Consider the following 24,635-nt stretch of genomic DNA (forward strand, 5'->3'; position numbering starts at 1 on the left):
GGAGTCTCCACTCAACAGAAAACCCGGGTGGCCTGTTTTTTGGCTACCCGGGTTTTTGGGTTGTCGATATGTTCGACTGGCTACTAGTGGGTCTTGCGGCGCTTGATCAGCATGATGAGGGCTATCACTACGAGCGTTGCTCCCGCTGCTGCTGCGGTGGCGACTAGGGCGAATGTTTGGTCGCCGGTGTTTGCGAGGTTCTTCGCTGTGGTCGTAGTCTTGACCTTGGTGTCGGTCTTAGCTCCGTTGTCGGACTTGGGCTTGTCCGGGTTCGTCGGGGTCTCAGGAGTCTCGGGGTCCTTTGAGCCTTCGGAATCGGTTGGGCCGGCGGTGTTTACCAGCGTATGGTCCAGGAACTTCTTGGCGCCCGCACTTGCCTGTGAGAACAGGCGGCGCGTGCGGATCGGGGTGGCGTTCACCGTTGTGGGCGCCGTCTCCTCGGCCTCGATATTCACGAGCGTCGTGCCGGTGTCGAGGCCCACGTCGTTGTATCCCACGTGGCAGTAATACTGCGCACCGTCATCGTCTGCGGTCAGGTCAATCTCGAGCTTTGAGGCCGTTCCAGCCGCGAGGTTGCCATCGGCACCCACGAGCTTAAACTCTGTCTCGCCGCGGCCCTTGCGGTACCACATATAGGTCGGTGCCAGCCCTGTTTCGTTATCGTCGGCACCGAGTTGCTTCACATGGCCAATCGCCGAGAGCGTCAGGTGGCTTCCCGCCGTGCGCTCAACCGAAGAGTCGTATCCAAGATCCGACCCCTCCGCAGCATCCGCCGCAGGTCCGCTCACGGTCATCGTCATGCCATTGGGCATGGTCTTGACCGTGATGATTGCCGAGCGAATACCTGTTTCGGTCGTGGATCCATTCTTAACGGCGGCGATGGCGAATCGATACTCCGTATTGGGCTGCAGCCCATCCCACTTGAGCGAGGTCTGCGTGTTGTCGGCAATCTTCCAGCTATTGACGACCGCATCCGCCGCATTGCTCTGCAGCATGCCCACGCCGTAGTTAAAGCCACTCTTGTTTGCGAGTACATCGTCCCAGCTAAACGTAACGCTGGTCGAATCGACGGCGTTTGCCGTAAAGCCCGTCACGGCCGGCGCGTCGGGCATCTCGACGTCCTTAACGTCATAGCCCACGATCCAGAACTGGTCGGTGTCCTTGGTGCCGAGCTTGTCGCCCGAGTCTGCCTCGAACTTGTCGACATCCACCGCGTTGACGCCCAGACGCCACACAAAACCGTACTTGCCCTGCGCGGCCTCGGGCAGGTTGTCGACGGTGCCGCCGTATTCGGTCGATTCACTCGAGGAGTTACCCGTAGTAAAGCCGGCGTTGGCACCAAAGCACAGGCCGCCAAACAACTCGTGCTTTGCGAGCTTCGCGCCCATGACAACGCTGCCGTTCAGCGTCAAGCCGAGCTCGAGCTCCTGCTCCTTGCCCTCCTCGACTTCGATGGTCTGCTCAATGCTCGCCCCCGACTGCGCGGCGGCGCCGTTAAACCCATCGTGCGTGTAGGCGCGCGTTACGCCAGGCTTGCCCAGGCCAAAGGAATCCCCAACGGGAGTCTCGCCGTTGAGCGTCGTTTGATAGGTTCCGGGTTCTCCCGACCGGTTGGTCAAAAAGTAGCTGAGCGGCGTCATATTGTGCTGTTTGGCAATGCGGTCATAGGCCTCGACATTAACGACCGAGGTCTGCGCGCCGAGCGACACGGGCGCCGCCATCACGCCCTTGCCACCAGTTTCCTCATTTTCGATCTCATACTCGTAATAGACCATCGGAATCGTGTAGAGCACGGCCTTGTCACCCTCGCCGGCATGCGACTCATAGCTTACGCTTGCGCTGACCGTGCGCTCGCTCCGGTAGTCATAGCATCCCTCGGCGGCAAAATCGACTGAAGCATTCATCGCGACCAGGGGCGGACCGGTCTGCACCTCGACGGCAACGCCCAACTCGGCGCCAATGGTATAGCCCTGGGATGTCCCCGTGCCCTTTTCCTCTCCGTATGACGTGCCGCCCAACACCAGATAGCCGTATGCCTGCTCCAGATCCTCAACATAGGGCGCATCCTGCAGCACGGCAAGCACGCGCGGGTTGGTATAGACCTTGTAGCGGTCCTTGTACGTGATCTTGACGCTGTCGTTGTCGACATCGGGCAGCGCGAGCGAGATAAATGTGCCGTAGGTAGTGCCGCGACGGTTGCTCTCGCTAATCACCTGCTCCTCGCCGCGGCGCACCTTTCCGTTCTCGTCGAGCGAAAAATGCGAGGCGGTCATCCAATAGTAGTCATCGTTCTTGCGCAGGTCCTCGTCGCGGTGCTTGCCCACCACGGCGATAAAGCTCTCGTTATAGCGGTCCGAACCCGAGACGCTGCCCGCCTTGACGTCGCTGATCCACACCTGCTCTATACCCTTGTGGTCATGCTTGTTGCTGCTGTTGTATTGCTGACCGCTCATGCTCATGGTTCCGACCATGGACCCCAAGCCCTGAGCCCCGCTCTGTGCCGTGTTGCAGGCAAAGTCGCGGAACACATCGCCGCCCACGAGCACCTCGTCGACCGCCAGCTGCTCGGACAGGCCGTCAAGGTTGGCAGTGGCAAGGGCAATAGGCGCCAAGGTGCACGGATAGCGCTTATCCTGAGCGCTATCCTTCCATGCGCTGTTGGGCACATGCATCAGCCCATAGGAGGCGAGGAGCCCGTCTCTGTATTCCTTGCAATCGGAAAGCTTGAACTCGCCAGACTCCGAGTCAAAATACGCGTAGCGGTACAGCGCGCCGTACAGCCCCTTGCTGCCGTCAGAAGCGCCGTAATCAAAAGCGCTGCGTTGCCAGTCATAGCCCGCAAGAATAAGGCCCGTGACGGTTTCACCCGTCTTCTTTCCTTCTTCATCGTAGGCGGCAAACGTGCCGAACGTCGCATTCGCAGCGACCATGGTCTTGCCGTTCGCGGAGAGGGAGATTGCGCCCGCGTCGCCCAGAGCATCGACATGGACGAGCGCACCCTTGGATGCATCCCACGAAAACAGCTCGCAATGCGTCGACTTATCAATATTCTTCTTGCCGTAGGGTGCCGAGACCACGATGGCGAGGTCATCGCAAAAATCGCGATCGAGGTCGCCGGCCGCTAGCGAAACGACAGGAGCTGACTGAAGCTGCGTCCAGGAGTCGTTCCCGCCCTTGTTGTGCGTGGTGTAGTCCGCGGCGTTACCGGCATCGATCTTGACGACGCTTTGCTTCCAGTTGCCGCCCTCCAAGTCATACATGTCGACTACAGCCTTGCGCACGCCGTTCTCGTCGACATAGCAGCCCGCGTAGACAAAAAGCTCGTCGACGCCGTCGCCATCGACATCGCCCGCCTCGACATCAAAGACGGCGTCGTGCTCTTGCAGGTAACCGGCATCCAGGTACTTAAAACGGCCTTCGTACATCATATTAGTGTTGACCGTCACCGGCAGGTGTGTGTCGAGAGTGCGCGTACGCCCGTTGCTAAACGAGTAGAGGACCAGCTCAACCTTTCCGGCGTATGACTTGCCGTCAATCGTCGTGGAGGAACTGTCGCCGTAGGCACGGAGCTCGGCAACGCGGCTCTTTTTGCCCGTGCTGGCGTCGCTGCAGAACTCAACACTCGTGGCGTGAATGCCCGAGAAACCGTTGTTGTCGTTGGCGAGTACTGTTGAGGACTCATTGTTGCTTAGGTACGACCAGGTGCCGCCACCGTAGTCGCTATGCTTGTAGAGATCGCTGTTCGTATCGAAGTTGTTGACGTTTTGCCAGAACTTTGCGGCGCCCCACACACTTCCATAGCCATCGGTGAGTTTGCTGCTGCCGCCAATGTCACCGCGCTCGACGTTCTCGAGCTTGTCGCGCAGAGTGTAGCGATTGCCATGGCTACCGTTAGCTGCCATATAGACCTCGCTGCGCGTGGCAAACGTCGTGGGGGTATCAGTGGAATAGGGGCCAACGGTATCGGCTGGAATGTCCTCGCTCGTGCCCAGACCCAGGGCTTGATAATCCTGCTCGGTCATATCGGTGATTGCGGGCGCGTCTGCCGCCTGGGCAACCTGGGGCGTGGCCGTGAAGCAGGCGACGCTCGTGGCGATCAACGCAGCAAGCGCCGCCGTCCCAACAAGCGGGATTTTCGACAGCCTACGGATACGGGGGTGTGGAACGTGCATGAGGGACCTCGCTTTATTCGAGTGGAGTGGACTCATTTTTGCAAATGATACGCCCGATGCCCGATATCACGTGTCTCATTTTCGCCAACGGCGTGTCTCATTTTTGAGAATCCGAGATGCCGCGGAAATCTTATCCCAGCTCAAAGGCCATTTCTGGGATGTATTTTCCGTCGAGTGCCTCATCGGGAAACTGCATCCCATTTCAAGCGTCGATTCTGGGACGCACTTTCCCCTTAGACCCTCAACCGGAAACCGCATCCCACTTTGAGCGCAAATTCCGGGATGCATTTTCCGCTTGAGCCTCATTGGGAAACGGCGTCCCACTTTGAGGGCTGATTGTGGGATGCATTTTCCGGTTTTGCTCTCATTGGGGGTAGCGCGCAGAGATGTGGTGTAAGAGGCGGGGAATGCCCCGCCTCCGCCCTTTCTTGAAAGGGAGGGGACACCGCCTAGAATTCGTCGTTGGAGTAATGAAGGTGACGAATGGAAGGAAAGGCGATGCCCCAAGAAGAGAGTGTACTGCGCCTCGGCCGCGACGAGGCCCTCGAGGCGGCGAGGCTTTGGCAGGAGTGCGGCGACGCGCGCGAGTTCGCGTGCAGGGTGCTGGGCAGCGTGATGAACGCGCTGATGGACTCCGAGGCCCAGCAGATGTGCGGCGCGAGCCGCAACGAGCGCAGCGACGGCAGGGAGAACAGCCGCAACGGCTACCGCCCCAGGTCGCTCAAGACCGCCGTGGGCGACGTGGAGCTCGAGATACCCAAGCTCAGGCACGGCACCTACTACCCCGAGGGCATGCTCGCGCGATGGTCGCGCGTCGACACCTCGGTGGCCGCCATCGTGCAGGAGATGTACGTATGCGGCGTGTCCACCCGCAAGGTCGAGCGCGTGGCGTCCAAGCTGGGCATATCCTCGCTGTCGAGCTCGGAGGTCTCGAGCCTCTGCTCCGACCTCGACGCCGAGGTGGCGGAGTTCCGCCGCCGCGACCTGTCGGGCACGCCGTGCTGCTACCTGTGGCTCAACGCTACCTACATGAGCTGCAGGGTCGGCTCGTCGGTCGTCTCGCAGGGCGTCGTGACCGCGATCGGGCTGGGCGCCGACGGGCGCAAGCACTTCCTGGGCTGCGACGTGGTCGACACCGAGAGCGAGGACTCCTGGGCGGCATTCCTCGGCGGGCTGCGCGAGCGCGGGCTGGCCGGCGTTCGCCTCGTGGTCTCCGACAGCCACGCCGGGCTCGTGGCCGCCGTCTCGCGCCTGTTCCAGGGCTGCGCCTGGCAGCGCTGCGTGACGCACCTGCAGCGCAACCTCCAGAGCGCCTGCTCGGGCAGGCCCGAGGACTCCAAGGCGGCCGTCAGGGACCTCGTGCACGCCGCGGTCTACCAGGACGACCCCGACCTCGCGCGCTGCGTGTGGGCCGAGGCGGCGCCCTGGGTGGCGTCGGTGTCCGCCAGGGCCGGCGAGGTCTTCGAGCAGGCCGAGGACTCCGCGCTGGCGTTCACGGCCTTCCCCAGGGCGCACTGGGCCAAGCTCCGCACCAACAACGTCCAGGAGCGCGCCAACCGCGAGATCAAGCGCCGCTACAGGGTCGTGCAGTCCTTCCCCTCGAGGGAGTCGATGCTGCGCCTGACGTGCGCGAGCCTCATGGAGACCGAGGGACAGTGGTCCCAGCAGCGCGTGTTCTCCGAGGCCTCGGCCGCCGAGGGCTTCGCCGAGCCCGCGGACAGGCCGGCCCCGACAGAGGGGAGGCGCCGCGCGCTCGGGCGGCGCGCCAGGGAGATAGTGGACGAGATAGTCGAGAGGCGCGGTCTCAAGAAGGAGTAACATCGGGACTTGCAGCGACGGACCTCGGGACGCTCTTACACCACGTCTGCGCGCGCCACCTCATTGGGAAAATGCATCCCGTTTCTTGACCGAATAATGGGACGCAATTTCCCGTTGGAGCGCCTTTGGGAAAGTGTGTCCCACTTCGACCGCCCAGAGTGGGATGCACTTTCCGCAAAGCACCTCAACGGGAAACCACGTCCCATTCCAAAGGCAAATTCCGGGACGCATTTTTCGAAAGCCTGCCCATCCGGAAAGCCCGTCCCACTTTGGACGCATCCGGGCACGGAACCATCGACCTATCAGGCCTCCCATCAATAAAGAGGCGTCCTCCCGGACGGCGGGGCACGAAGTTCATCGCGAGTTCCGCACGCAAAGAAGGCCACTTAATGTGGCCTTCGTCTTGCGCAGGACTGTAGAGCAGGGAACTTCGTGCCCCGACGCCCGGGAGGACGTTTCATTTAGAAAGATGGACCGACCGCCGTCAGCGATGGGAGCTACTCCCCCAGCACGGCCTTTTTGGCGGCTGCAGCCATGTTGTCCAGATCTTCCTTGGTGGGGTGATCCTTTGCGGCGACCCAGTTATCGAGCAGCATCTTAAAGCGGACATTGTCGGGATCTTGCTCGAGCATGGCCTCGTAGCGCTGCTTGACCGCGGGACCCATCTTGCCCTGGCACATTGCCCAACCCACAAGCTCGGCATCCTCGGCCAAATTGGAGGTCACGCGATTGATAATCTGCTGATAATAGCTCTGGTCGGCGCCAAAACCGCAGGTACCAAAGAGGAAAACGCGCTTGCCGTGCAGAGCGGAGAGCAGCGCGGCAACCGAAGGCGTGCACGCGCCCTTGTCGCACCAAAAACCGACGAGCACCGTGTCGGCCGCGCAGGCGCCCTGTGCCTCGAGCGCAACCTGACCTGCATCCGCATCGTCGCTCAACGCCGCGGCATGGACAAACTCAACACCCGCAGCCTGCAGAGCGCGCTTGATCGCGCCCGAAACCATCCTGGTATTACCGCTCTTGCTGTTAACCACCAAAGAGCATGTCATAGTCACGTTGCCTCGTTTCCCCCGAAACTCGAGCCATTAATGCAGTTTATTAGATGAATATCTTAGTACTAACGACGCAGATGTAAACCACCGTTTGTCGATTGGCGACGCAGACGACATTTTTGGACAGATTTCGAACAGTATGTACTTCGGATTGAAACCGCCGCAGAACGTTTCACGAATGGCCGAAAAACTGTTTCACAAAACGCCGTCAAATTGTTTCATATAATATCGTTAATTTGTTTCACGAAATACCGTCAAATTGTGTCATGGTTTTTCGTCAAAATGTTTTACGCGCTGGTAAGATGCTATAAAACAAAATGTTTCTTTGGATGGCGGGAAGTACGATGACTAGGTATATGAGTAGATGTATCGATCGCTCAATCGAACGCGATCTTGGCATTTTTGGTGCCGTGCTCATTCAGGGACCGAAGTGGTGCGGAAAGACGACTACGGCCCAGCGATTCGCTGAATCATCGCTGTCTCTCTCCGACCCTGCCGGAGACTTTGCCGCACTGCAGCTTGCCAGGATCGACCCAGCTCAAGCAATAGTCGGCGCAACGCCGAGACTCATCGATGAGTGGCAGGAAGAGCCGAAACTGTGGGACGCAATACGTTTCGAATGCGATCGTCGGACCGGTGAGCCAGGGCAGTTTTTGCTTACGGGGTCAGCAACACCAAACGACGCCGACCAACCGATGCACAGCGGCATCGGGCGCATATCACGCTTGCGCATGGAAACAATGACTCTGGCCGAACTCGGGGTTTCCTCAGGGGCGGTCTCGCTCGAATCGCTGCTTAACGGATGCCCCATCAAAGCGGCACTTGGATCCATCAACGGCATCGCCAATATCGCCGATTTGCTATGTCGTGGTGGTTGGCCTCAGGCGGTTGGCAAGACGACTGCCGATGCAATGCGCATATCCGCTGCCTACATCGACGGTGTTTGCGAATCGGATGTTTCAAGGGTTGACGGCGTAAAGCGTGACCCGGAGAAAGTCAGGGCTCTTCTGTCTTCGCTTGCGCGTAACGAATCCACTCTTGCCGGCGAAAAGTCTCTTGAGAAAGACCTCGGCGGTGATGTATCGAGAAGTACGCTGCGGCGCTATACGGATGCCTTGCGCAGAATACACATCATCGATGATATCCCGGCTTGGCATCCGGCGCTCAGGTCTCCGGTAAAGCTGCGGCAAAGTGCGAAAAGGCACCTCGCCGACCCTTCGCTTGCCGTCGCACTGCTCGGAGCAAATCCGGAGTCATTGGCATCCGACCCGAAGACGCTGGGACTGCTCTTCGAATCCCTCGTCCTGCACGACCTTAAGGTCTATGCAGCCGCAAATGACTCGTCGGTGTCCCACTACCATGACGCCGACGATCTCGAGGTCGATGCCGTTATATGCAGGCGCGATGGAACTTGGATTGCCGTGGAAGTAAAACTCGGAAGTCCGCAGATCCCCGAGGCATCTGCAAACCTGCTTCGACTCGAGCGCAAACTTGTCGAGCGTGGCGAGAGACCACCCGCGGCCAAGCTCATCGTCATCGGGTTCGGCATGCCAGCCCATACAACGCCCGAGGGCATTATCGTTGCCCCCGTTGACACACTCGCGCCCTAGCGCTGCATTACATGCCCCACGGGCTTGCTTACTGGGCGAATTGGCTGCGGTAGAGTTCGGCGTAGAAGCCGCCTGCCACTAGCAGCTCGTCGTGCGTGCCGCGCTCGATAATCTGGCCGTCGCGCATCACCAGAATGCAGTCGGCGTTGCGGATGGTGCTCAGGCGGTGCGCCACGACAAAGCTTGTGCGACCGGCCATGAGCTCGTCGAATGCCGCCTGCACCTGCAGCTCGGTACGCGTATCGATGCTCGACGTTGCCTCGTCCAGCAGCAGAATCGCCGGATCGGTGAGCATAACGCGCGCAATGCACAGCAGCTGTTTTTGACCCTGGCTAAACGTGCCGCCGTCCTCGCCGATGACCGTATCGTAGCCGCCTGGCAGCTGCACGATAAACTTGTGCGCATGCGCGCGCTTGGCAGCTTCGATAACCTGCTCGCGCGTGGCGTCGGGACAGCCGTAGGCGATGTTTTCCGCCACCGTGCCCTCGAACAGCCACGTATCCTGCAGCACCATGCCAAAGGCGCGGCGCAGGCTCGCGCGCGTGTAGTCACGCGAAGACCGGCCATCGACCATGATGCGTCCGGCGTCGATATCGTAAAACCGCAGCAGCAAGTTGATGAGCGTTGTCTTGCCGCAGCCCGTGGGGCCGACCAGGGCAAAGCGCATGCCGGGTTTGGCCTCAATACAGATATCCTGCAGCAGCTTGCGGTCGGGCACGTAGCTAAAGTCCACATGTTCAAAGGCGACCTCGCCCTTCGGGGCGGCAAGCTCCGCGGCATCCGTCGCATCGGGCTCCTGCTCGCGCGCATCGAGCAGCGCAAACATGCGGCGCGCCGAGGCGTACGCGGTCTGGATCTGCGTAATGACGTTGGTGACCTCATTGAACGGCTTGGTGTACTGGTTGGCATAGGACAGGAAGATCTGCACGCCGCCCACCGTAAGCGCCGCGGGCACGCCCGTGATCACGCCCACGCAGCCGATCACAGCGACCACGGCATAGATGATGTTATTGATAAAGCGCGTGCCAGGGTTGGAGAGCGAACCCATAAACTGCGCGCGCTCGCCCACGGTGTAGAGCTCAGCGTTGAGGGCATCGAAGCGCTGCTGGGCGTTGGGACCACAGGCAAAAGTGTCGACAAGCTTCTGCTCGCCCACGTACTCCTCGATATGACCACCGAGCTGGCCTTGAATGCGCTGCTGAGCCGTAAAGCTCTTGTTGGAGAGCTTGGCGATGGCGCCGGCGGCAAAGATGGAAAGCGGCGTGACGAGCACCACCACGAGCGTCATGGTCAGGTTAATGGAGAGCATAAACGCAAGCGTGCCCACGATGGTGATAACGCCGGTAAAGAGCTGCGTGAAGCCCTGCAGCAGACCGTCGCCGACCTGATCGACGTCGTTGACCACGCGGCTCATAAGGTCGCCGTGGGCATGACTGTCGATAAAGCTGAGCGGCATACGACTGAGCTTGTCGCTCGCCTCCACGCGCATGTCGCGCACCGTTTCGTAGGACAGGCGGTTGACGCAATAGCCCTGCAGCCACTGGAAGGCCGCAGCACCTACAACGACAATCGCGAGCTTGGTAACGAGCGGCAGCAGTGCATCGAAATCCACCTGGCCCGCGGCAACGATCAGGTCGATACCCTCGCCGATAAGGATAGGCGTGTAGAGCTGCAGAATCACCGAGATGGCAGCGCTCACGAACGACGCCGTAAACGAAATACGGTGCGGACGGACGTAGCCCATCAGGCGGCGGGTCACCGCGCCCACGGGATAGCGCTCGGGGTCGCCGGGCTGGCGTGGGCCGTCGCCCAGGTCGTTGAGCTTGTCGTTGCCGGACACATTGGCCGTCATCGTGGCGACCGAACCGGAAGAAGTATACGGATTCATCTAGCAGCCCTCCTTTGCGCAAACGGATGCGGGGGCGGTTGGGGCGGACGCGGGTGTCGCACTCCCCTGCTGGCCCTCGAGCTCCTCGCGGCGAAGCTGCGACTGGCAGATCTCTCGGTAGAGCAGGCAGCTTGCATACAGCTCGTCATGCGTGCCAAGGCCCGCAACCGAGCCGTGGTCGAGTACGCAGATCATGTCGGCATCGCGCACGGTCGAGACGCGCTGGCTCACGATGACGGTCGTGAGCGGCAGCCCGCCCTCGGCGGCACCGCGCACGCTACGCTCGCGGATGGCATGACGAAGCGCCGCATCGGTCTTAAAGTCGAGCGCCGAGGCGGAGTCATCCATGATCAAAACCTGCGGCGAGCCCACTAAGGCGCGCGCGATGGTCAGGCGCTGGCGCTGGCCACCGCTAAAGTTCTTACCGCCCGCCTCGACCGGGGCATCGAGCCCCTGCGACTTGCTGCGCACGAACTCGCTCGCTTGCGCCATATCGAGCGCTGCCCAGAGCTCCTCGTCGGTCGCCGACTCGTCACGCCAGGTCAGGTTGCTGCGGATGGTGCCGCTCATCAGCGACGCGCGCTGCGGAACAGTCGCGACCACACGGCGCAACTGGTCGAGCGGCCAGGTGCGCACGTCGGAGCCCGTCACGCTCACGCTGCCGGTGCTCGCATCGTACAGACGCGGGATGAGCGAAACGAGCGTGGACTTGCCGCTGCCCGTGCCGCCGATAATGCCGAGTGTTTTGCCCAGCGGGAGTTCCAGCGTCACATCGTTGACAGCATTGGCCGCGCCGGCACCAAACGAGAAGCTCGCATGGTCAAAGCTCAGCGCGGGGGCCAGGGCGGCATTGCCCGTCGCGCCCGGCTTGGGCAGCGCGACCGGCTGGTTGCCCTCGTCAGCGATGCTCGGCACGCAATTGAGCACCTCGTTGATACGCGACGCGCTGGCGCTCGCCTTGGTAAAGACCACGACCAGGTTGGCGACGTACACGATGGAGGTCAGGGTCTGCGTCATGTAGTTCACAAACGCCATGACCTGACCCTGCGTGAGCTCGCCCACGTTGACCTGGATGCCGCCCACCCACAGAATGGCACACACGCCCAGGTTCATCACAAGAAACGTGACGGGGTTGAGAATCGACGAGAGCTTGCCCACCGCGATGGCAGTATTGGCCTGGTCATCGGCGGCTTGGGCAAAGCGCTCGCGCTCGTGATCTTCGCGCACAAACGCACGGACCACGCGGGCGCCCGAAAGACCTTCGCGGCAAATGAGCGCAATGCGATCGAGCTTTGCCTGCAGCTGCTTGTAGTAGGGAATGCAGCGCGCCATGACAACCCAGAACACCAGGCCAATGGCGGGCGTGCAAATCAAGAAAATCACGCCAAGCTTAAGGTCGATGGCAAGGGCCGCGACCATGGAGCCCACCGCCAGGAAAGGCCAGCGGATGAGCATGCGCACGCCCAGCGCCACGGCGAGCTGCACCTGGTTGACGTCGTTGGTGATGCGCGTGATGAGCGACGGCGTGCCAAAGCGATCGAGCTCAGCATAGCTCAGCTTGTTGATGTGCTGGTAGAGCGCGCCGCGAATGTCAGTACCCATGCCCTGCGAGGTGAGCGCCGCCATCTTTTGGCAGACGAGCGTAAACGAGATGCCAATCACGGCCATGGCGGCGAGCACCATGCCGTAGTGGACGACGGCGTTCACATCGTGCGCGGCGATGCCCTTATCGATCATCTGGGCAATCACCAGCGGCGTTAGCAGGTCAAAGATCACTTCGATCAGCTTGCACGCAGGGCCAATCACCATACACCGGCGAAACTTGCCACCAAAACGCCTGAGCAGCTCAATCATAAAAAGGCGCTCCCTATCATCATCTCTCTTCAATCTGATTCATGATAGTACGGCGAACCCTGAAGATGCGTAAGCAACTCGTTACAGAAGAGTCTTGAGCGGTGGTAAAAACCGTCACTGTTTTGGCGCAGTTAGCAAGCGACATAACGCCAGGGATTCAATTATCAGATAAATGTGACCCTTCAGGCGGTTTTGGTCGGCTACCCGCGAGTGCCGGCAGGGCGTTTGGTAGTCGAGCGATTCCGCAGGCAAAGCCGAGGACCAGCGAGACACCACTCCATCACGCCCGGACCACGTGGCCGCCTATGTTTTGGCAAAGCCGGCGAGCGCCACCCAGAGCGAACAAGTTGGCATGAAAAAGGCAAGGCATAGACCTTCTGGTCATGCCTTGCCTTTTGAATGACAAATTGTCGCTCTGGGTGGCGCGCAGCGTCGAGCATTGCGCGGTTTGGTAAAACCGCGCAAAAAGAAAGCCCGTGCGCTCGATGGATTCGGATGCCCGACAGAGGCTCCTTATGGCTGCTTCCTTCCGGACCTGACCAGATTCGGAACATGTCGTCATCCGAACCCATCGAACGCGCTAGGCGCTCGATATATCTTACCCGCTCCCGCCCGATGGGGCAAGGTAGCTAATTTGGGACGAGGCTTTTTTGACTACTCGGGCAATCGGATCGGCAAGTAGTCAAAATCGCCCCGTTCCAAAAAGACTGGTCTGACGCTGTGCCACGAAAGTGGCCTATCTACTACGTTTAGGCCGCAGGGGTCAACCATAGCCGGCTTTTTCGAAAACCGGCAAGCTCTCTACCTGCGGTTTCATTTTTGCAAATTCCGAGATGGTCGAGGGCGGCCGGTTAAACGTAGTAGATGGCCGCATTTTGTGGCGGACGGTCCGACCCAAGGCACAAGGCGGCCAGCCTCGGATGACCATTCACGAAGTTGCGGTGGAATACGGACTGAATTGGCCCCTTAAAGGCAAAAACACTCCGTATTTCACCGCAACTTATAGAGAGATAGGTTTTAGACACGGCCGAGGTCGTAGGCTTGAGCGGCTGCTTCACCGGCGCAGATGAGGTTGGTTGTGGCTTCCTGGGGGGCGAGCGCCTGGTCAAGAGGCATGGGCCTGCGACAGACCGGCAACACTAGATCGACACCTCGCTCATACACTACATCCAAGTTATCCGTGCGACCGCCCACGACGGCAACAACCGGCTTGCCATAGCGTTTCGCACGACGGGCCACGCCCACCGGCGCCTTGCCGGCAGCGGATTGCTCGTCCATATTGCCCTCGCCCGTTATGACCAGGTCGACATCGCGTACGCGCTCGTCAAACCCAACGAGGTCGAGCACCGTCTCAACGCCCGAGCATAGCTCCGCACCGAGCGCCAGCAGCGCGGCACCCAGGCCGCCGGCGGCACCGGCACCGGGCACGCCGAGCACTGAGCCAAATGTCCGTGCGCCCTCGGGTGTGCGCAACAACCCCTGAGCCCGTGCCTCGGCAATTGCCGCATCGAGCAGGCGACCGTAGCCGACCATCCAGCTGTCGCACCTGCGCAGCACCTCAGCGTCATCCGCCGGCAGGCCCTTTTGTCCGCCGAACACCGCAAGCGCGCCGCGACGCCCCACGAGCGGATTCTCGACATCGGAAAGCACCACGACGCGCGCGCCATTCAATGCCCGAAGCGCCGGTGCCAAATCGATACTCGACGCGTGTTCAAGGCCCGCGAGACCAGGGGCGATATTGCAGCCACACTCATCGACAAGACGCGCGCCCAGCGCCTGCAACATGCCGGCACCACCGTCGTTGGTGGCGCTGCCGCCCAGTCCTATATATAGAGTCCTCGCCCCCGCGCGAACCGCACGAAGCATCAGCTCGCCCACGCCATAGGTCGTAGCGGCCAACGCCGCCGGCTCTGTGCAGGGCGAATACCCAATACCCGCCGCCTCGGCCATCTCAATTACAGCCGACTCGCGCTCGCCATCCACCAACATCCGAGCAGATACGCGATCGCCCAAGGGGCCTGCGACTTCACATGCCACGACCTCACCGCCACACGCGGCAACGGCATCGAGCGTTCCCTCGCCACCATCTGCCAGCGGCAATGCGCGCACCTCGGCATCGGGCCACACACGGCGCATACCTTCGGCAACTGCCGACTCCGCCTGCGAGCTCGACACACTGCCTTTAAAGGAATCAATCGCCAGCAGCACACGGCGGGGCCGGCGGCACGCGGCACCAAAATCGACCGCCTCAACGGCAGTATCTTCAACACACGCGAGCGCCTCGGCATGAGCGGTATGCGCCTCAAGATCGGCCCCACAACCGCAGCCAGCACCATCGGTGCCACGCAGCCCACTAAAATAGCTGCTCAACACCTCACGACACTCGTCTGCCAGCACGCCGGCCGTCACGTTAAACCGATGATTCAGGCGCGAGTCGGCATTCAAATCGTATAGCGACCCCAGAGCGCCCGCCTTAGCATCGGCCGCGCCGTACACGCAGCGCCCCACGCGCGCATTAACCATAAGCCCCGCGCACATGCAGCAGGGCTCGAGCGTCACGTAGACCGTACAATCGGAAAGGCGCCAGCGTCCAAGCGACTGAGCGGCGGCGCATAGGGCCGCAAACTCGGCATGCGCCGAAGGGTCCTGATCGAGCTCGCGGCGATTGTGAGCCCTCGCAACAATCTCACCCGCGCGCACTACCACGGCACCAATCGGTACCTCGCCCACCGCAGCGGCGGCTCGCGCCTCCGCCAGCGCCTCGCGCATGAACTTCTCGTCGATTTCGGTGATCGTCATCGTTCGCCTTCCCTGTTGCAAATCCAAAACGATGCTATCATTACGACTCACGGAGAGATGGCAGAGCGGTTGAATGCGGCGGTCTTGAAAACCGTTGAGCGCGAGAGCGTTCCGGGGGTTCGAATCCCCCTCTCTCCGCCACTTTTAGTGATGCACCGGCGTCATGGTCCGCTCGAACAGCGCATCGACCACGTCGGCGATTTCGGATCGGCGCTCTAGTACGTGGCCCGATTCCCACCACATGGTAAAGAGCCGAATAATGCCGCCGGCGACAAACTCAGACGTCGTCTCGAGCGATACGGGCGCGAGCGCGTCCTCGTCAAGCGCGCTCATCACGCGCCCGCGTATGGAGCGTGCGATGCGGTCGCAAATCATGCTGGTCAGCATACCCGACATACTGCTCGTCAAAATGTTATCCATGAGCTGCTCATGCGCCAGAATCAGATCCATGGCATCGGCGAACACTTCGTGGCGAAGCGCGCGCACGTCCTCGGTGCCCTCCGCGCCATCCGCATCGGCCCGCTTTTGCGGCAGGCCCGACATGAGTTCATCGATATAGAAGGCAAAGTAATCGTTTTTATCGCGGAAGTGCTTGTAGAACGTCGTCCGGCGAATCATAGCGCGGTCGCACAGCATGGCAACCGTCACGTCCTCAAACCGATGCTCTTCGAGCAGCTCAGTAAAGGCCTCGAACAGGGCCCGATAGGTTTTCTTGATGCGAAGGTCCATACGTATCGCCCTCCTCAAGGAAAAGACATCGCTCACTAATCTGTCGCATATCTTACACCTGTATCGCCCGCCCCCTGGCGAATGGCCTCACCTTGGTGGAAACATAACGCTTACCGGAAAGTTCGGTATCGCCAAAGGTTGCGGGTATACTAGTAGCGTTACACCAACGGCAGCCGGCGGAAGACGCCGCGGCCATTCGAAACGGAGACACCATGATTCCCGTCATCATCGGTATCGTTGTTGTCGTTGTGATTGTCTGCGCCATCGCCGGCATCTACAACAACATGGTCACCAAGCGTAACCGCATCGATAACGCCTGGCAGAACATCGATACGCAGCTGCAGCGCCGCAACGACCTGATCCCCAACCTGGTCGAGACCGTCAAGGGCTACGCCAAGCACGAGCAGGAGACGCTCTCCGCCGTGATCAGCGCGCGTAACACCGCCGTCAAGGCCACCACGCCCGAGGCCAAGATGGAAGCCGACAACGTGCTGACCGGCGCGCTGCGCCAGCTCTTCGCTGTAGCCGAGGCCTATCCCGATCTTAAGGCAAACACCAACTTTACGCAGCTGCAGGCATCGCTCGAGGATACCGAGAACAAGATTAGCTATGCACGCCAGAGCTACAACGATTGCGTGCTCAGCTACAACAACGCCATTCAGACGTTCCCGGCTGTCATCTTTGCCGGCATCTTCCAGTTTAAGGAGCGCCAGGGCTTTGAGGCCGCCGAAGCAGCCCGCCAGGCCCCGACCGTCAAGTTCTAACAGATCTGCAGCGTATCCTTAATCGGGTATATGCATAAACCGCCCCGTCGAATGCATACTTCGACGGGGCGGTTGCTTTTTTAGCGAAGGTCCCCCTCTAAGCACCGTGCATTTTTGGGAGTATTCAACATAACCAAGAGCTTCGGGCGCCACGATAAATGCCAAAGACCGCGAATATCCCTGCAAATCACCCGCTGTCGGCCCATAACCCCGCCTATTATTCGCGAAAAGCATCGACGAGCACGGATTTTTGCCCGAACGTCGGTATGCAGGGGCCTTCGATTGCAGAATACTCGCAAAAATGCACGTCGCCACCACCCCCACATGACGCGAAGCAAAACAAAAGCGCGGCCTAAAAGGCCGCGCACCATCTTTATTCAGATCTATATTGCCCGTAACGGCAGCGCCGAGGTAACACAGGCCCGAGGGCAACCTTCCTTTCCGGCGCACTCCGCAGGACGAAAGAACCTCCGCCGCACGAAGTGCGCAGCGGAGGTTCTTGCATGTCCGAGGACGCGCCGGGAGGGAACTTACTCTCCGCCCGGGCAGGTAAGACGAATTACGCGACGGTGTAAACCCAGTTGTGCTTATCCTCAACAGCACCAGACTGGATGCCCGTCAGGGTCTCGCGGAGCTTCTTCATCACAGGACCGATCTCGGTGTAGCCAGCCGGGAAGGTCACGGTCTCGTCGGCGCCGTAGACCTTGTTGTCGATCTCGCCAACCGGGGAGATGACGGCAGCGGTGCCGCACAGGCCGCACTCCACAAAGGTGCCGGCCTTGACCTCGGCCCACTCGACGGGACGTTGGTCAACGGTCATGCCCAGGTCCTGAGCAACCTGAACGAGCGAACGACGGGTGATAGAGGGCAGGATGGAGTCGGTGTGCGACTGCGGAACGACGAGCGTGCCGTCCTCCTTCACGAACAGGACGTTGGCGCCACCGGTCTCCTCGACATAGGTGCGGGACTCGGAGTCGAGATACAGGTTCTCGGCATAGCCTTCGCGATGGGCCTCCATCGTGGGCTTAAGGGACATAGCGTAGTTGAGGCCGGCCTTGATGTTGCCGGTGCCGTGCGGTGCGGCACGGTCATACTCGGAAACGCGCAGCTTGACGGGCTTGAGGCCACCCTTAAAGTACGGACCGACCGGGGTCACGAGAATGCGGAACGTGTACTCAGGAGCGGGAGCCACGCCGATCACGTCACCGGAACCGATCATAAACGGACGCACGTACAGGGTCGCGCCGGAGCCGAAGGGCGGAACCCAGGCGGCGTTGGCAGAAACGACCTGCTTGACGGCCTCAACGAACTTGTCCTTGGGGAACGGGGGCATCTCGAGGCGCTGGGCAGAGTTATACATGCGCTCGGCGTTCATGTCGGGACGGAAGCAGACGATGCTGCCGTCCTCGGCGGTGTAGGCCTTCAGGCCCTCAAAGACCTCCTGGCAGTAATGGAAGATGCCGCCGCACTCGGAGACATGCAGGGTATGGTCGGTGGTCAGGCCGCCCTCGTCCCACTCGCCATCCTTCCAATGGGCCTCGTAGCTGTAATCGGTCTTCATGTAGCCAAAGCCGAGGCTACCCCAATCGATATCCTTTTTCTCGACAGTCATATGTCGCTCCTTACATACACAGTTGCATACTCGCGAACCCGCACGCAAGGACCGAGGCCGACCGCGTCGCAACGTCGCACGCCCGGAGCGTAGAGCCGGACGGGACACGCAAACGGCATCAAAGCCGATGGCACGTCGATTCGCATGCACGAGATTGTACTCCGCACGCGCGTCGGATAAAACGTTTTTCTTTAACTAACTAAAGTATTTTCATTTGACCGAAGCTGAAGAGGCCGCCCCCGTAAACGGTGACGGGCCTCAACTGCACGGTTTGCGCGCTGGCTCGAGCTACGCGTTCTTTTTGCCCAGCTTAGCCTTAACCAGACCGACCACAGTCGGGATGATCGACACGGCGACAATGCCCACGATCAGCAGCTCAAAGTGCTCCTGCACAAACGGAATGCCACCAAAGAAGTAACCAAGCAGCGTAAAGACCGTCGACCAGGTAATGCCACCCAGCACGTTAAAGATGACAAAGTTGCGCCAGTGCATACCGCCCATGCCGGCGATAAAAGGCACAAAGGTGCGGATGAACGGGAAGAAGCGGCCGAGGAAGATGGCCAGATGGCCCCACTTATCCAGGAAATCCTCGGACTTTTTGATGCGCTCGGGCGTCATGGCCTTTACCTTGCCCGAGGCGATGATCTTGCGGCCAAAGAAGTGGCCGATCATAAAGTTGCACTGATCGCCCAGGATGGCTGCGGCCCATGCGGTGGCCAGAAGCGCCACGATGTTAAAGCCGCCGTTATGGGCAAAGAAGCCCGAGGCAAACAGCAATGAGTCGCCGGGAAGGAACGGGAAGAACACCACGCCCGTCTCGATAAAGATGATCAGGAACACGCAGCCGTAGGCCATGAGCGGGCCGGCAGCGATCCAGCTGGCGATCGCAGTGCGCGGATCCTTAAGCAGCTCGGCGATAAAATTGATGAAACCCATGAAGTAAAACCTCTCAGTTGTGGGCGCGGACACGTCCAAGTTGACCAGTATACGGTTGCGGCGCGAGCACGGGCCAAACCCCTCAAAAGTCTTACTTCATTACCAGCAAGTTTGCATAACTGACACCTGTCGCCTAAAGCAAAGCAAGATTGCCCTTCCTAATCCCTAGCGAATCGCTATACTTTATTGAATCGCATTGTCACGGCGCTAAGGGAGGGCGGCCGGTGAGCTTTATCAACACCATTCGCGAGGACATCAAGACCGTCCAGGCGCAGGATCCTGCCGCGCAAAATGGCCTGGTCATCTTCCTGTCCTACCCCGGCCTGCACGCCAAGTGGAATCATGTGCCCGAACACTGGCTGTGGGAACACGGCCATCGATCGCTTGCCCGTGTGCTCTCGCAGTTAACCCGCCATATCACCGGCGTCGAAATTCATCCCGCCGCGCAGATCGGCAAGCACTTCTTTATCGACCACGCCATGGGCGTCGTTATTGGCGAGACTACCATCGTGGGCGACAACTGCGTGCTCTACCAGGGCGTCACGCTCGGCGGCACCGGCAACGAGACCGGCAAACGCCACCCCACCCTGGGCAACAATGTCACCGTGGGCACGGGCGCCAAGGTGCTTGGCAACATCCGCATTGGCAACAACGTCAAGATCGGCGGCAACTCGGTCGTCGTCAAGGACGTGCCCGACAACTGCACCGTCGTGGGCGTGCCCGGGCGCATCATCAAGCGCAACGGCTGCCGCGTGTTCGAGGAGAGCTTCGACGCCAAGCAGCATCGCGAGTACATGCCCGACGATGCCGCCGAGCAGAGCGCCCTCAACCGTCAGGGCATCACCGAAAACGCCCGTCGCGTCAAGGAACTCGAGCAAGAGGTGGCCGAGCTCAAAGCCCTCGTCGCCAAGCTCGTGGACGAGCGCTAGGGCTGCGGGCAACCGCCACAGCATGAACGCCAACACAAAAGGCGCGCCAGGGAATCCGCTCCCGGCGCGCCTTCTTTTCGATGTGACATGCGGGACTGACCCTTTGTCACCTTATGCGAACTGGCTTAGGTAGAGGTCGGCATAAGCGCCCTCGGCAGCCAGCAGCTCCTTGTGCGTACCCTGCTCGATGATATTGCCGTGATCCATGACCAGGATGAGGTCGGCATCGACGATCGTCGACAGACGGTGCGCGATCACAAAGCTCGTGCGCCCGCGCATGAGCGCATCCATGGCACGGCCGATGGCGAGCTCGGTGCGCGTGTCCACGCTCGACGTCGCCTCGTCCAGGATGAGGATCGCCGGGTTGTTGAGCAGCACGCGCGCGATGGTCAGCAGCTGACGTTGGCCCTGGCTGATGCTCTCGGCATCGTTAGCCACACGCGTGTCGTAGCCCTGCGGCATAGTGCGCACAAAGAAGTCGACCTGGGCGGCACGTGCGGCCGCGACAATCTCCTCGCGCGCCGCCTCGGGACAGCCGTAGGCGATGTTCTCGGCAATGGTGCCATCAAATAGCCAAGCGTCCTGCAACACCATGCCAAACTGCTGGCGCAGCTCGCCGCGGTTCATGCGGCTCGTGTCCACGCCGTCGAGGGTAATGCGGCCGCCGTCGATCTCGTAAAAGCGCATGAGCAGGTTGATGAGCGTGGTCTTACCCGCACCCGTGGTTCCCACCACGGCGATCTTCTGACCCGGCTCGGCGGTAAACGACACGTCTCGCATAAGCGGCTTGTCGGACGAATAGCCAAAGCGCACATGCTCAAAAGCGATGCGGCCCTCCACCTTGCCCGACAGCTTGGCGGCGGCCACCGGCAACGGATCGGCCTCCATCTCGGGCTCGTCGAGCAGGTCGAACACACGCTCTGCGCTCGCCAGCGCACTCTGCAGCGAGTTAAAGGTAAACGACAGCTCCGTCATGGGCTCGGACGCCTCGTAGATAAATTGGAAGAACGCCTGGAACACGCCGACGGTCATATGCCCGGCAACCAGCATGCTGCAGCCCACCAGCGCGATCACGATCTGCGCCAAACGGCCGATAAAGCGCACCGCGGGGCCGACGGCGTTAATCATAAAGTCGGCCTTGGTGCTCACGCGCGCCAGCTCCTTCGAAGCCTCGTGCACCTCGGCAGAGCTCTGGCGCTCGCGGTTAAACGCACGGATCACCAGACGGCCCGAGTAGCCCTCCTCGACCGCGCTCGTAATCTTGGACACCCACTCCTGGCGCTCGCCCGTCACATCATGCGTGCGGCGCGACACGACCTTCGTCACCAGCAGCGAAAGCGCCGTAAAGAACAAAAAGACGAGCGTGAGCGGCACGCTAAACACGAACATCACGCTCACGGCGCCCACCACGGTACCGATCGACACCAGAAGCTGCAGCAGTCCGCGCTGCATGCTTTCGGACATCTTGTCCAAGTCGTTGGTCGCACGGCTGACGACCTCGCCGGGACGATGCGCGTCAAAGTAGGCAAGTGGCAGACGGTTGAGCTTTTGTGCGATGCGGTTGCGCAGGCGCAGGTTGAGGCGCTCGGCAACGCTCGACATCAAAAAGCTCTGGAGTGCGTAGAACGAGGCGGCGGCGGTCCAGATCATAAAGTAGATAAAGATGGTCCTGCCGCAGTTCTCCCAGGTAATACTGAAGGTAGTGTTGTTGGCAAACGCCAGCTTCATGTGCCCCCACAGCTCATCGATCACGCGGGCGCTGTAAGCCGGCGCTGCGGTGTTAAAGATGGCATAGAACACGATACTCGCGAACACGATATAGAAGCGCCAATGGTCGCCGGCGGCCTCGCTCCACAGGCGGCGCACCGTCGCCCAGGTGTCGCGGGGCGTCTCGTCCTCGTCCTCGTCGTCAACGTCGCGCATGCGCTCCGCCTCGGCGCGGGCACGCTCGTCCTCGGCGCGCTCGTTTTCCTCGTAGAGTGCCTGGCGGCGAGCCTCGCGCTCCGCCGCTGCCTTGGCGGCTTCGTCCAGGTCGGGCGTGGCGCCCGTCTCCTCGACTGTCTCTGCAGCCGCGACGTCATCGGCGATGCTCCGCTTCTTGAGTTCCTCGGTCATGCTACTCACCTCCCTTCATCTGCGATTCTGCGATAGCGCGGTACACCTCGCAGGTTTCCATGAGCTCGTCGTGCGTGCCTAGGCCCACGACTTCACCGTCTTTGAGCACCACAATCTGATCGGCATGCAAAATAGTCGAGATGCGCTGGGCGATGATGAGCACCGCGGCATCGTACGTCTCGTCCTGCAGCGCATGGCGCAGTGCCGCATCGGTCTTAAAGTCCAGGGCCGAAAAACTGTCGTCGAAGATATACAGGTCGGCGCGCTTCATCAGTGCGCGGGCGATTGCCAAACGCTGGCGCTGGCCGCCCGAAAAGTTCGTACCGCCCTGGGCCACCGGAGTATCGAGCCCCTGGGGCTGGTCGAGCACAAAGGTGCTCTGGGCAACCTCCAGCGCATGGAGCATGTCAGCCTCGGTCGCGTCTTCGTTGCCAAAGCGCAGGTTGCTCGCCACCGTACCCGAGAACAGCCATGCCTTCTGCGGCACATAGGCGATACGCCCGCGGATATCGTCTTGCGAAAGGTCGCGCAGATCGACGCCGTTTAGGCGAATGGCGCCCTTCGTGGCATCGTGGAAGCGAAGCAAGAGCTTGGCCACCGTTGACTTGCCCGAGCCCGTCGAGCCCACGATCGCGGTCGTCTGTCCGCGGCGGCAGGCAAAACTCAGGTTGTAAAGGGTGTCCTCGTCGGCATCGTCAAAGCGAAACGACATGCGGTCGAACACGGCCACCGTGTCGGCCCCATCTGCGGACTCAGGTGTCCCGTCGCCCAGCGTAGCCTTACCGTCCACGATGCTCGGCTCGATTTCGAGCACCTGCTGTGCACGGCTGAGGCACGCCGCGGCGCGCGGAAGCGTCAGCACCACCACCTGCGCCATCATCACAAAGCACAGGATCAGGATCGCGTACTCCAGCACGGCCGAGATGCTGCCGATTTGCATGGCATGGACGCCCACGCGGTTGCCGCCCACCCACAGCACCGCCACCTCGGCGATATTCATCAAAAAGAAGCTGGAGCTGTCGAGACCCACAAACAGGTGGTTGACCTTGATGGCATTGGCTGCGTAATCGCTAAACACCTCGTCCAGGCGCTGCTCCTCGTGGCGCTCCTTGTTAAATGCGCGGATGACGCGCACGCCCACGATGTTCTCGCGCAGCACCACGTTCATGCGGTCGATAAAGCTCTGCAGGCGCATAAAGATCGGCGCGGCGTTGGCAACGGTAAAGACCGCCGCCACCAGCACGATCGCAACGACCACGCCCAGCAGCGTGCCCATGGCAGGATCGATAAACCAGGCAAAGATGATGCCCGCCACGGCCAAGAACGGTACCGGTAACACCAGCTGAATCGTCTGCAGGATCGCTTGCTGGATCACGTTGATGTCGTTGAGAGAGCGCGTGATCATCGAACCCGTACCAAAGCGCTCAAAGTCGCTGGCGGACAGCTCGAGCGACTTATCGTAGACGGCGTTGCGAATGTCGCAGGCCACATTGGCCGCCAGACGGGCCGAAAGATAGCAGCCCAGCACCGCGCCGCCACTGGCCATGCCGGTCGCGATGAGCATATACACGCCGTTGCGCAAGATGTAGTCGATATCACCCGTCGTGATACCAGTATTGACCATATTCGCCAACATTGTAGGCACCAGCAGCGTGCCGACGTTATCTATCAGCAGTACAAACAGCGTCACCGCAATCAGCCCGCGATACGGCCTCATAAATCTCATTAAGAGTCGCATGTCTCCCCTTCGCCCTTATCGTCAGCCTCGTTCTCGGCGGCCACTTGCCGTTTAAATGCCTCGCACTCTTCGTTAAGAACATGGGAGAACTTACCGACCAAGCGCATGATCTCGCGCTGTTCCCACGGCTCGAGCGCCTCGAATGCTCCGCTGGTATATAACAGGCTCTCCGTCAAGGTCGTCTTACCTGCGTCTACATGAGCAAGAATGCCAATATTGATGATTTTCATATGATTGTCCTCCATACAAGGCCCAGAAGGGCGCAAAAATCCCCAGCGACAAATACTTTTACCGCTGGGGATGATAGGTAGGACACACATGAAAACTGCGGCCAAGGCTGGCCGTTGTCTATCACGATATGAAATGAAAAGGCAAAAGTATTCTTAAATTGGGTACAAAAACCAAGCCCTCTCCTTGAGGACGTTTGTCTTTGTTCCCATTATCAAATTTTATTTATGAATACCTTGCCGCATATTGATAAACTCCTTTGCTTGGATTTTTATAGTATAGCATATCAAATTCCCAAAAGCAACCCTGTTAAGATAAATTTTTTCGTCACTGCACCTCCATATCTCTCTCCTTGATTGGCAACTTCATCCGAACACTTCCCACATTCATC

Annotated in this window: 14 protein-coding genes, 1 tRNA gene, 1 other RNA gene and 1 pseudogene; 5 read left to right on the top strand and 12 right to left on the bottom strand. The window is 60.3% G+C overall.

What is annotated here, in order from left to right; all coding sequences use genetic code 11:
* Positions 1–83: 83 nt before the first annotated feature.
* On the bottom strand, positions 84–4,172 hold the full coding sequence (locus DW821_RS07860; RefSeq protein WP_147487037.1) for a fibronectin type III domain-containing protein: 4,089 nt from the start codon (positions 4,170–4,172) through the stop codon (positions 84–86).
* Positions 4,173–4,670: 498 nt separating this feature from the next.
* Between DW821_RS07860 and DW821_RS07865 the strand changes: the two genes are divergently transcribed.
* On the top strand, positions 4,671–5,990 hold the full coding sequence (locus DW821_RS07865; RefSeq protein WP_233553027.1) for an IS256 family transposase: 1,320 nt from the start codon (positions 4,671–4,673) through the stop codon (positions 5,988–5,990).
* 497 nt (positions 5,991–6,487) lie between these two features.
* On the opposite strand, the gene bilS is transcribed toward DW821_RS07865, so the two are convergent.
* Complete coding sequence (gene bilS / locus DW821_RS07870) at positions 6,488–7,039, bottom strand: flavodoxin family protein BilS (protein ID WP_118066366.1); 552 nt, start codon at positions 7,037–7,039, stop codon at positions 6,488–6,490.
* 359 nt (positions 7,040–7,398) lie between these two features.
* On the opposite strand from bilS, the gene DW821_RS07875 reads away from it, so the two are divergent.
* A complete protein-coding gene (locus DW821_RS07875) occupies positions 7,399–8,652 on the top strand; it encodes an ATP-binding protein (RefSeq protein ID WP_158567558.1) in 1,254 nt (417 codons plus the stop codon).
* Between the two features lie 28 nt (positions 8,653–8,680).
* Here the strand turns inward: DW821_RS07875 and DW821_RS07880 are convergent, their stop codons facing one another.
* The 4 genes from DW821_RS07880 to tadA all read right to left on the bottom strand — a co-directional run bounded on the left by DW821_RS07880 (position 8,681) and on the right by tadA (position 15,193).
* On the bottom strand, positions 8,681–10,540 hold the full coding sequence (locus DW821_RS07880; protein WP_118066370.1) for an ABC transporter ATP-binding protein: 1,860 nt from the start codon (positions 10,538–10,540) through the stop codon (positions 8,681–8,683).
* The gene (locus tag DW821_RS07885; RefSeq protein ID WP_118066372.1) at positions 10,541–12,394 is read right to left on the bottom strand and encodes an ABC transporter ATP-binding protein; all 1,854 of its coding nucleotides are present in this window, start codon (positions 12,392–12,394) and stop codon (positions 10,541–10,543) included.
* Positions 12,395–12,873: 479 nt separating this feature from the next.
* An RNA gene (ffs, locus tag DW821_RS07890) (signal recognition particle sRNA small type) lies at positions 12,874–12,969 on the bottom strand.
* A gap of 442 nt (positions 12,970–13,411) precedes the next feature.
* A complete protein-coding gene (tadA, locus tag DW821_RS07895; protein ID WP_118066374.1) occupies positions 13,412–15,193 on the bottom strand; it encodes a tRNA adenosine(34) deaminase TadA in 1,782 nt (593 codons plus the stop codon).
* 51 nt (positions 15,194–15,244) lie between these two features.
* Between tadA and DW821_RS07900 the strand changes: the two genes are divergently transcribed.
* Positions 15,245–15,334: transfer RNA gene (locus tag DW821_RS07900), tRNA-Ser, on the top strand.
* A 3-nt stretch (positions 15,335–15,337) separates the two neighbouring features.
* Here the strand turns inward: DW821_RS07900 and DW821_RS07905 are convergent.
* Complete coding sequence (locus DW821_RS07905) at positions 15,338–15,922, bottom strand: TetR/AcrR family transcriptional regulator (RefSeq protein ID WP_118066376.1); 585 nt, start codon at positions 15,920–15,922, stop codon at positions 15,338–15,340.
* Positions 15,923–16,134: 212 nt separating this feature from the next.
* Here DW821_RS07905 and DW821_RS07910 point away from each other — a divergent pair, with 212 nt between their 5' ends.
* Positions 16,135–16,686: a LemA family protein gene (locus DW821_RS07910; protein ID WP_118066378.1), complete on the top strand. Its 552-nt coding sequence runs from the start codon at positions 16,135–16,137 to the stop codon at positions 16,684–16,686.
* Positions 16,687–17,245: 559 nt separating this feature from the next.
* On the opposite strand, the gene DW821_RS07915 is transcribed toward DW821_RS07910, so the two are convergent.
* A complete protein-coding gene (locus DW821_RS07915; RefSeq protein ID WP_035138743.1) occupies positions 17,246–18,298 on the bottom strand; it encodes a branched-chain amino acid aminotransferase in 1,053 nt (350 codons plus the stop codon).
* Between the two features lie 288 nt (positions 18,299–18,586).
* A complete protein-coding gene (locus tag DW821_RS07920; RefSeq protein ID WP_117635597.1) occupies positions 18,587–19,234 on the bottom strand; it encodes a DedA family protein in 648 nt (215 codons plus the stop codon).
* A 224-nt stretch (positions 19,235–19,458) separates the two neighbouring features.
* On the opposite strand from DW821_RS07920, the gene cysE reads away from it, so the two are divergent.
* The gene (gene cysE / locus DW821_RS07925; RefSeq protein WP_118066379.1) at positions 19,459–20,163 is read left to right on the top strand and encodes a serine O-acetyltransferase; all 705 of its coding nucleotides are present in this window, start codon (positions 19,459–19,461) and stop codon (positions 20,161–20,163) included.
* A gap of 111 nt (positions 20,164–20,274) precedes the next feature.
* Here cysE and DW821_RS07930 read toward each other — a convergent pair whose 3' ends face one another.
* The 3 genes and pseudogenes from DW821_RS07930 to DW821_RS07940 all read right to left on the bottom strand — a co-directional run.
* A complete protein-coding gene (locus tag DW821_RS07930; protein WP_118066381.1) occupies positions 20,275–22,278 on the bottom strand; it encodes an ABC transporter ATP-binding protein in 2,004 nt (667 codons plus the stop codon).
* 1 nt (position 22,279) lies between these two features.
* Positions 22,280–24,004, bottom strand: a complete 1,725-nt coding sequence (locus DW821_RS07935) for an ABC transporter ATP-binding protein (RefSeq protein ID WP_118066383.1) — start codon at positions 24,002–24,004, stop codon at positions 22,280–22,282.
* A gap of 149 nt (positions 24,005–24,153) precedes the next feature.
* Positions 24,154–24,246, bottom strand: a pseudogene (locus DW821_RS07940) (GTP-binding protein); the annotation flags it as partial.
* Between the last annotated feature and the right edge of the window lie 389 nt (positions 24,247–24,635).

The organism is Collinsella sp. AM33-4BH (assembly GCF_003469205.1).
Lineage (GTDB): Bacteria > Actinomycetota > Coriobacteriia > Coriobacteriales > Coriobacteriaceae > Collinsella.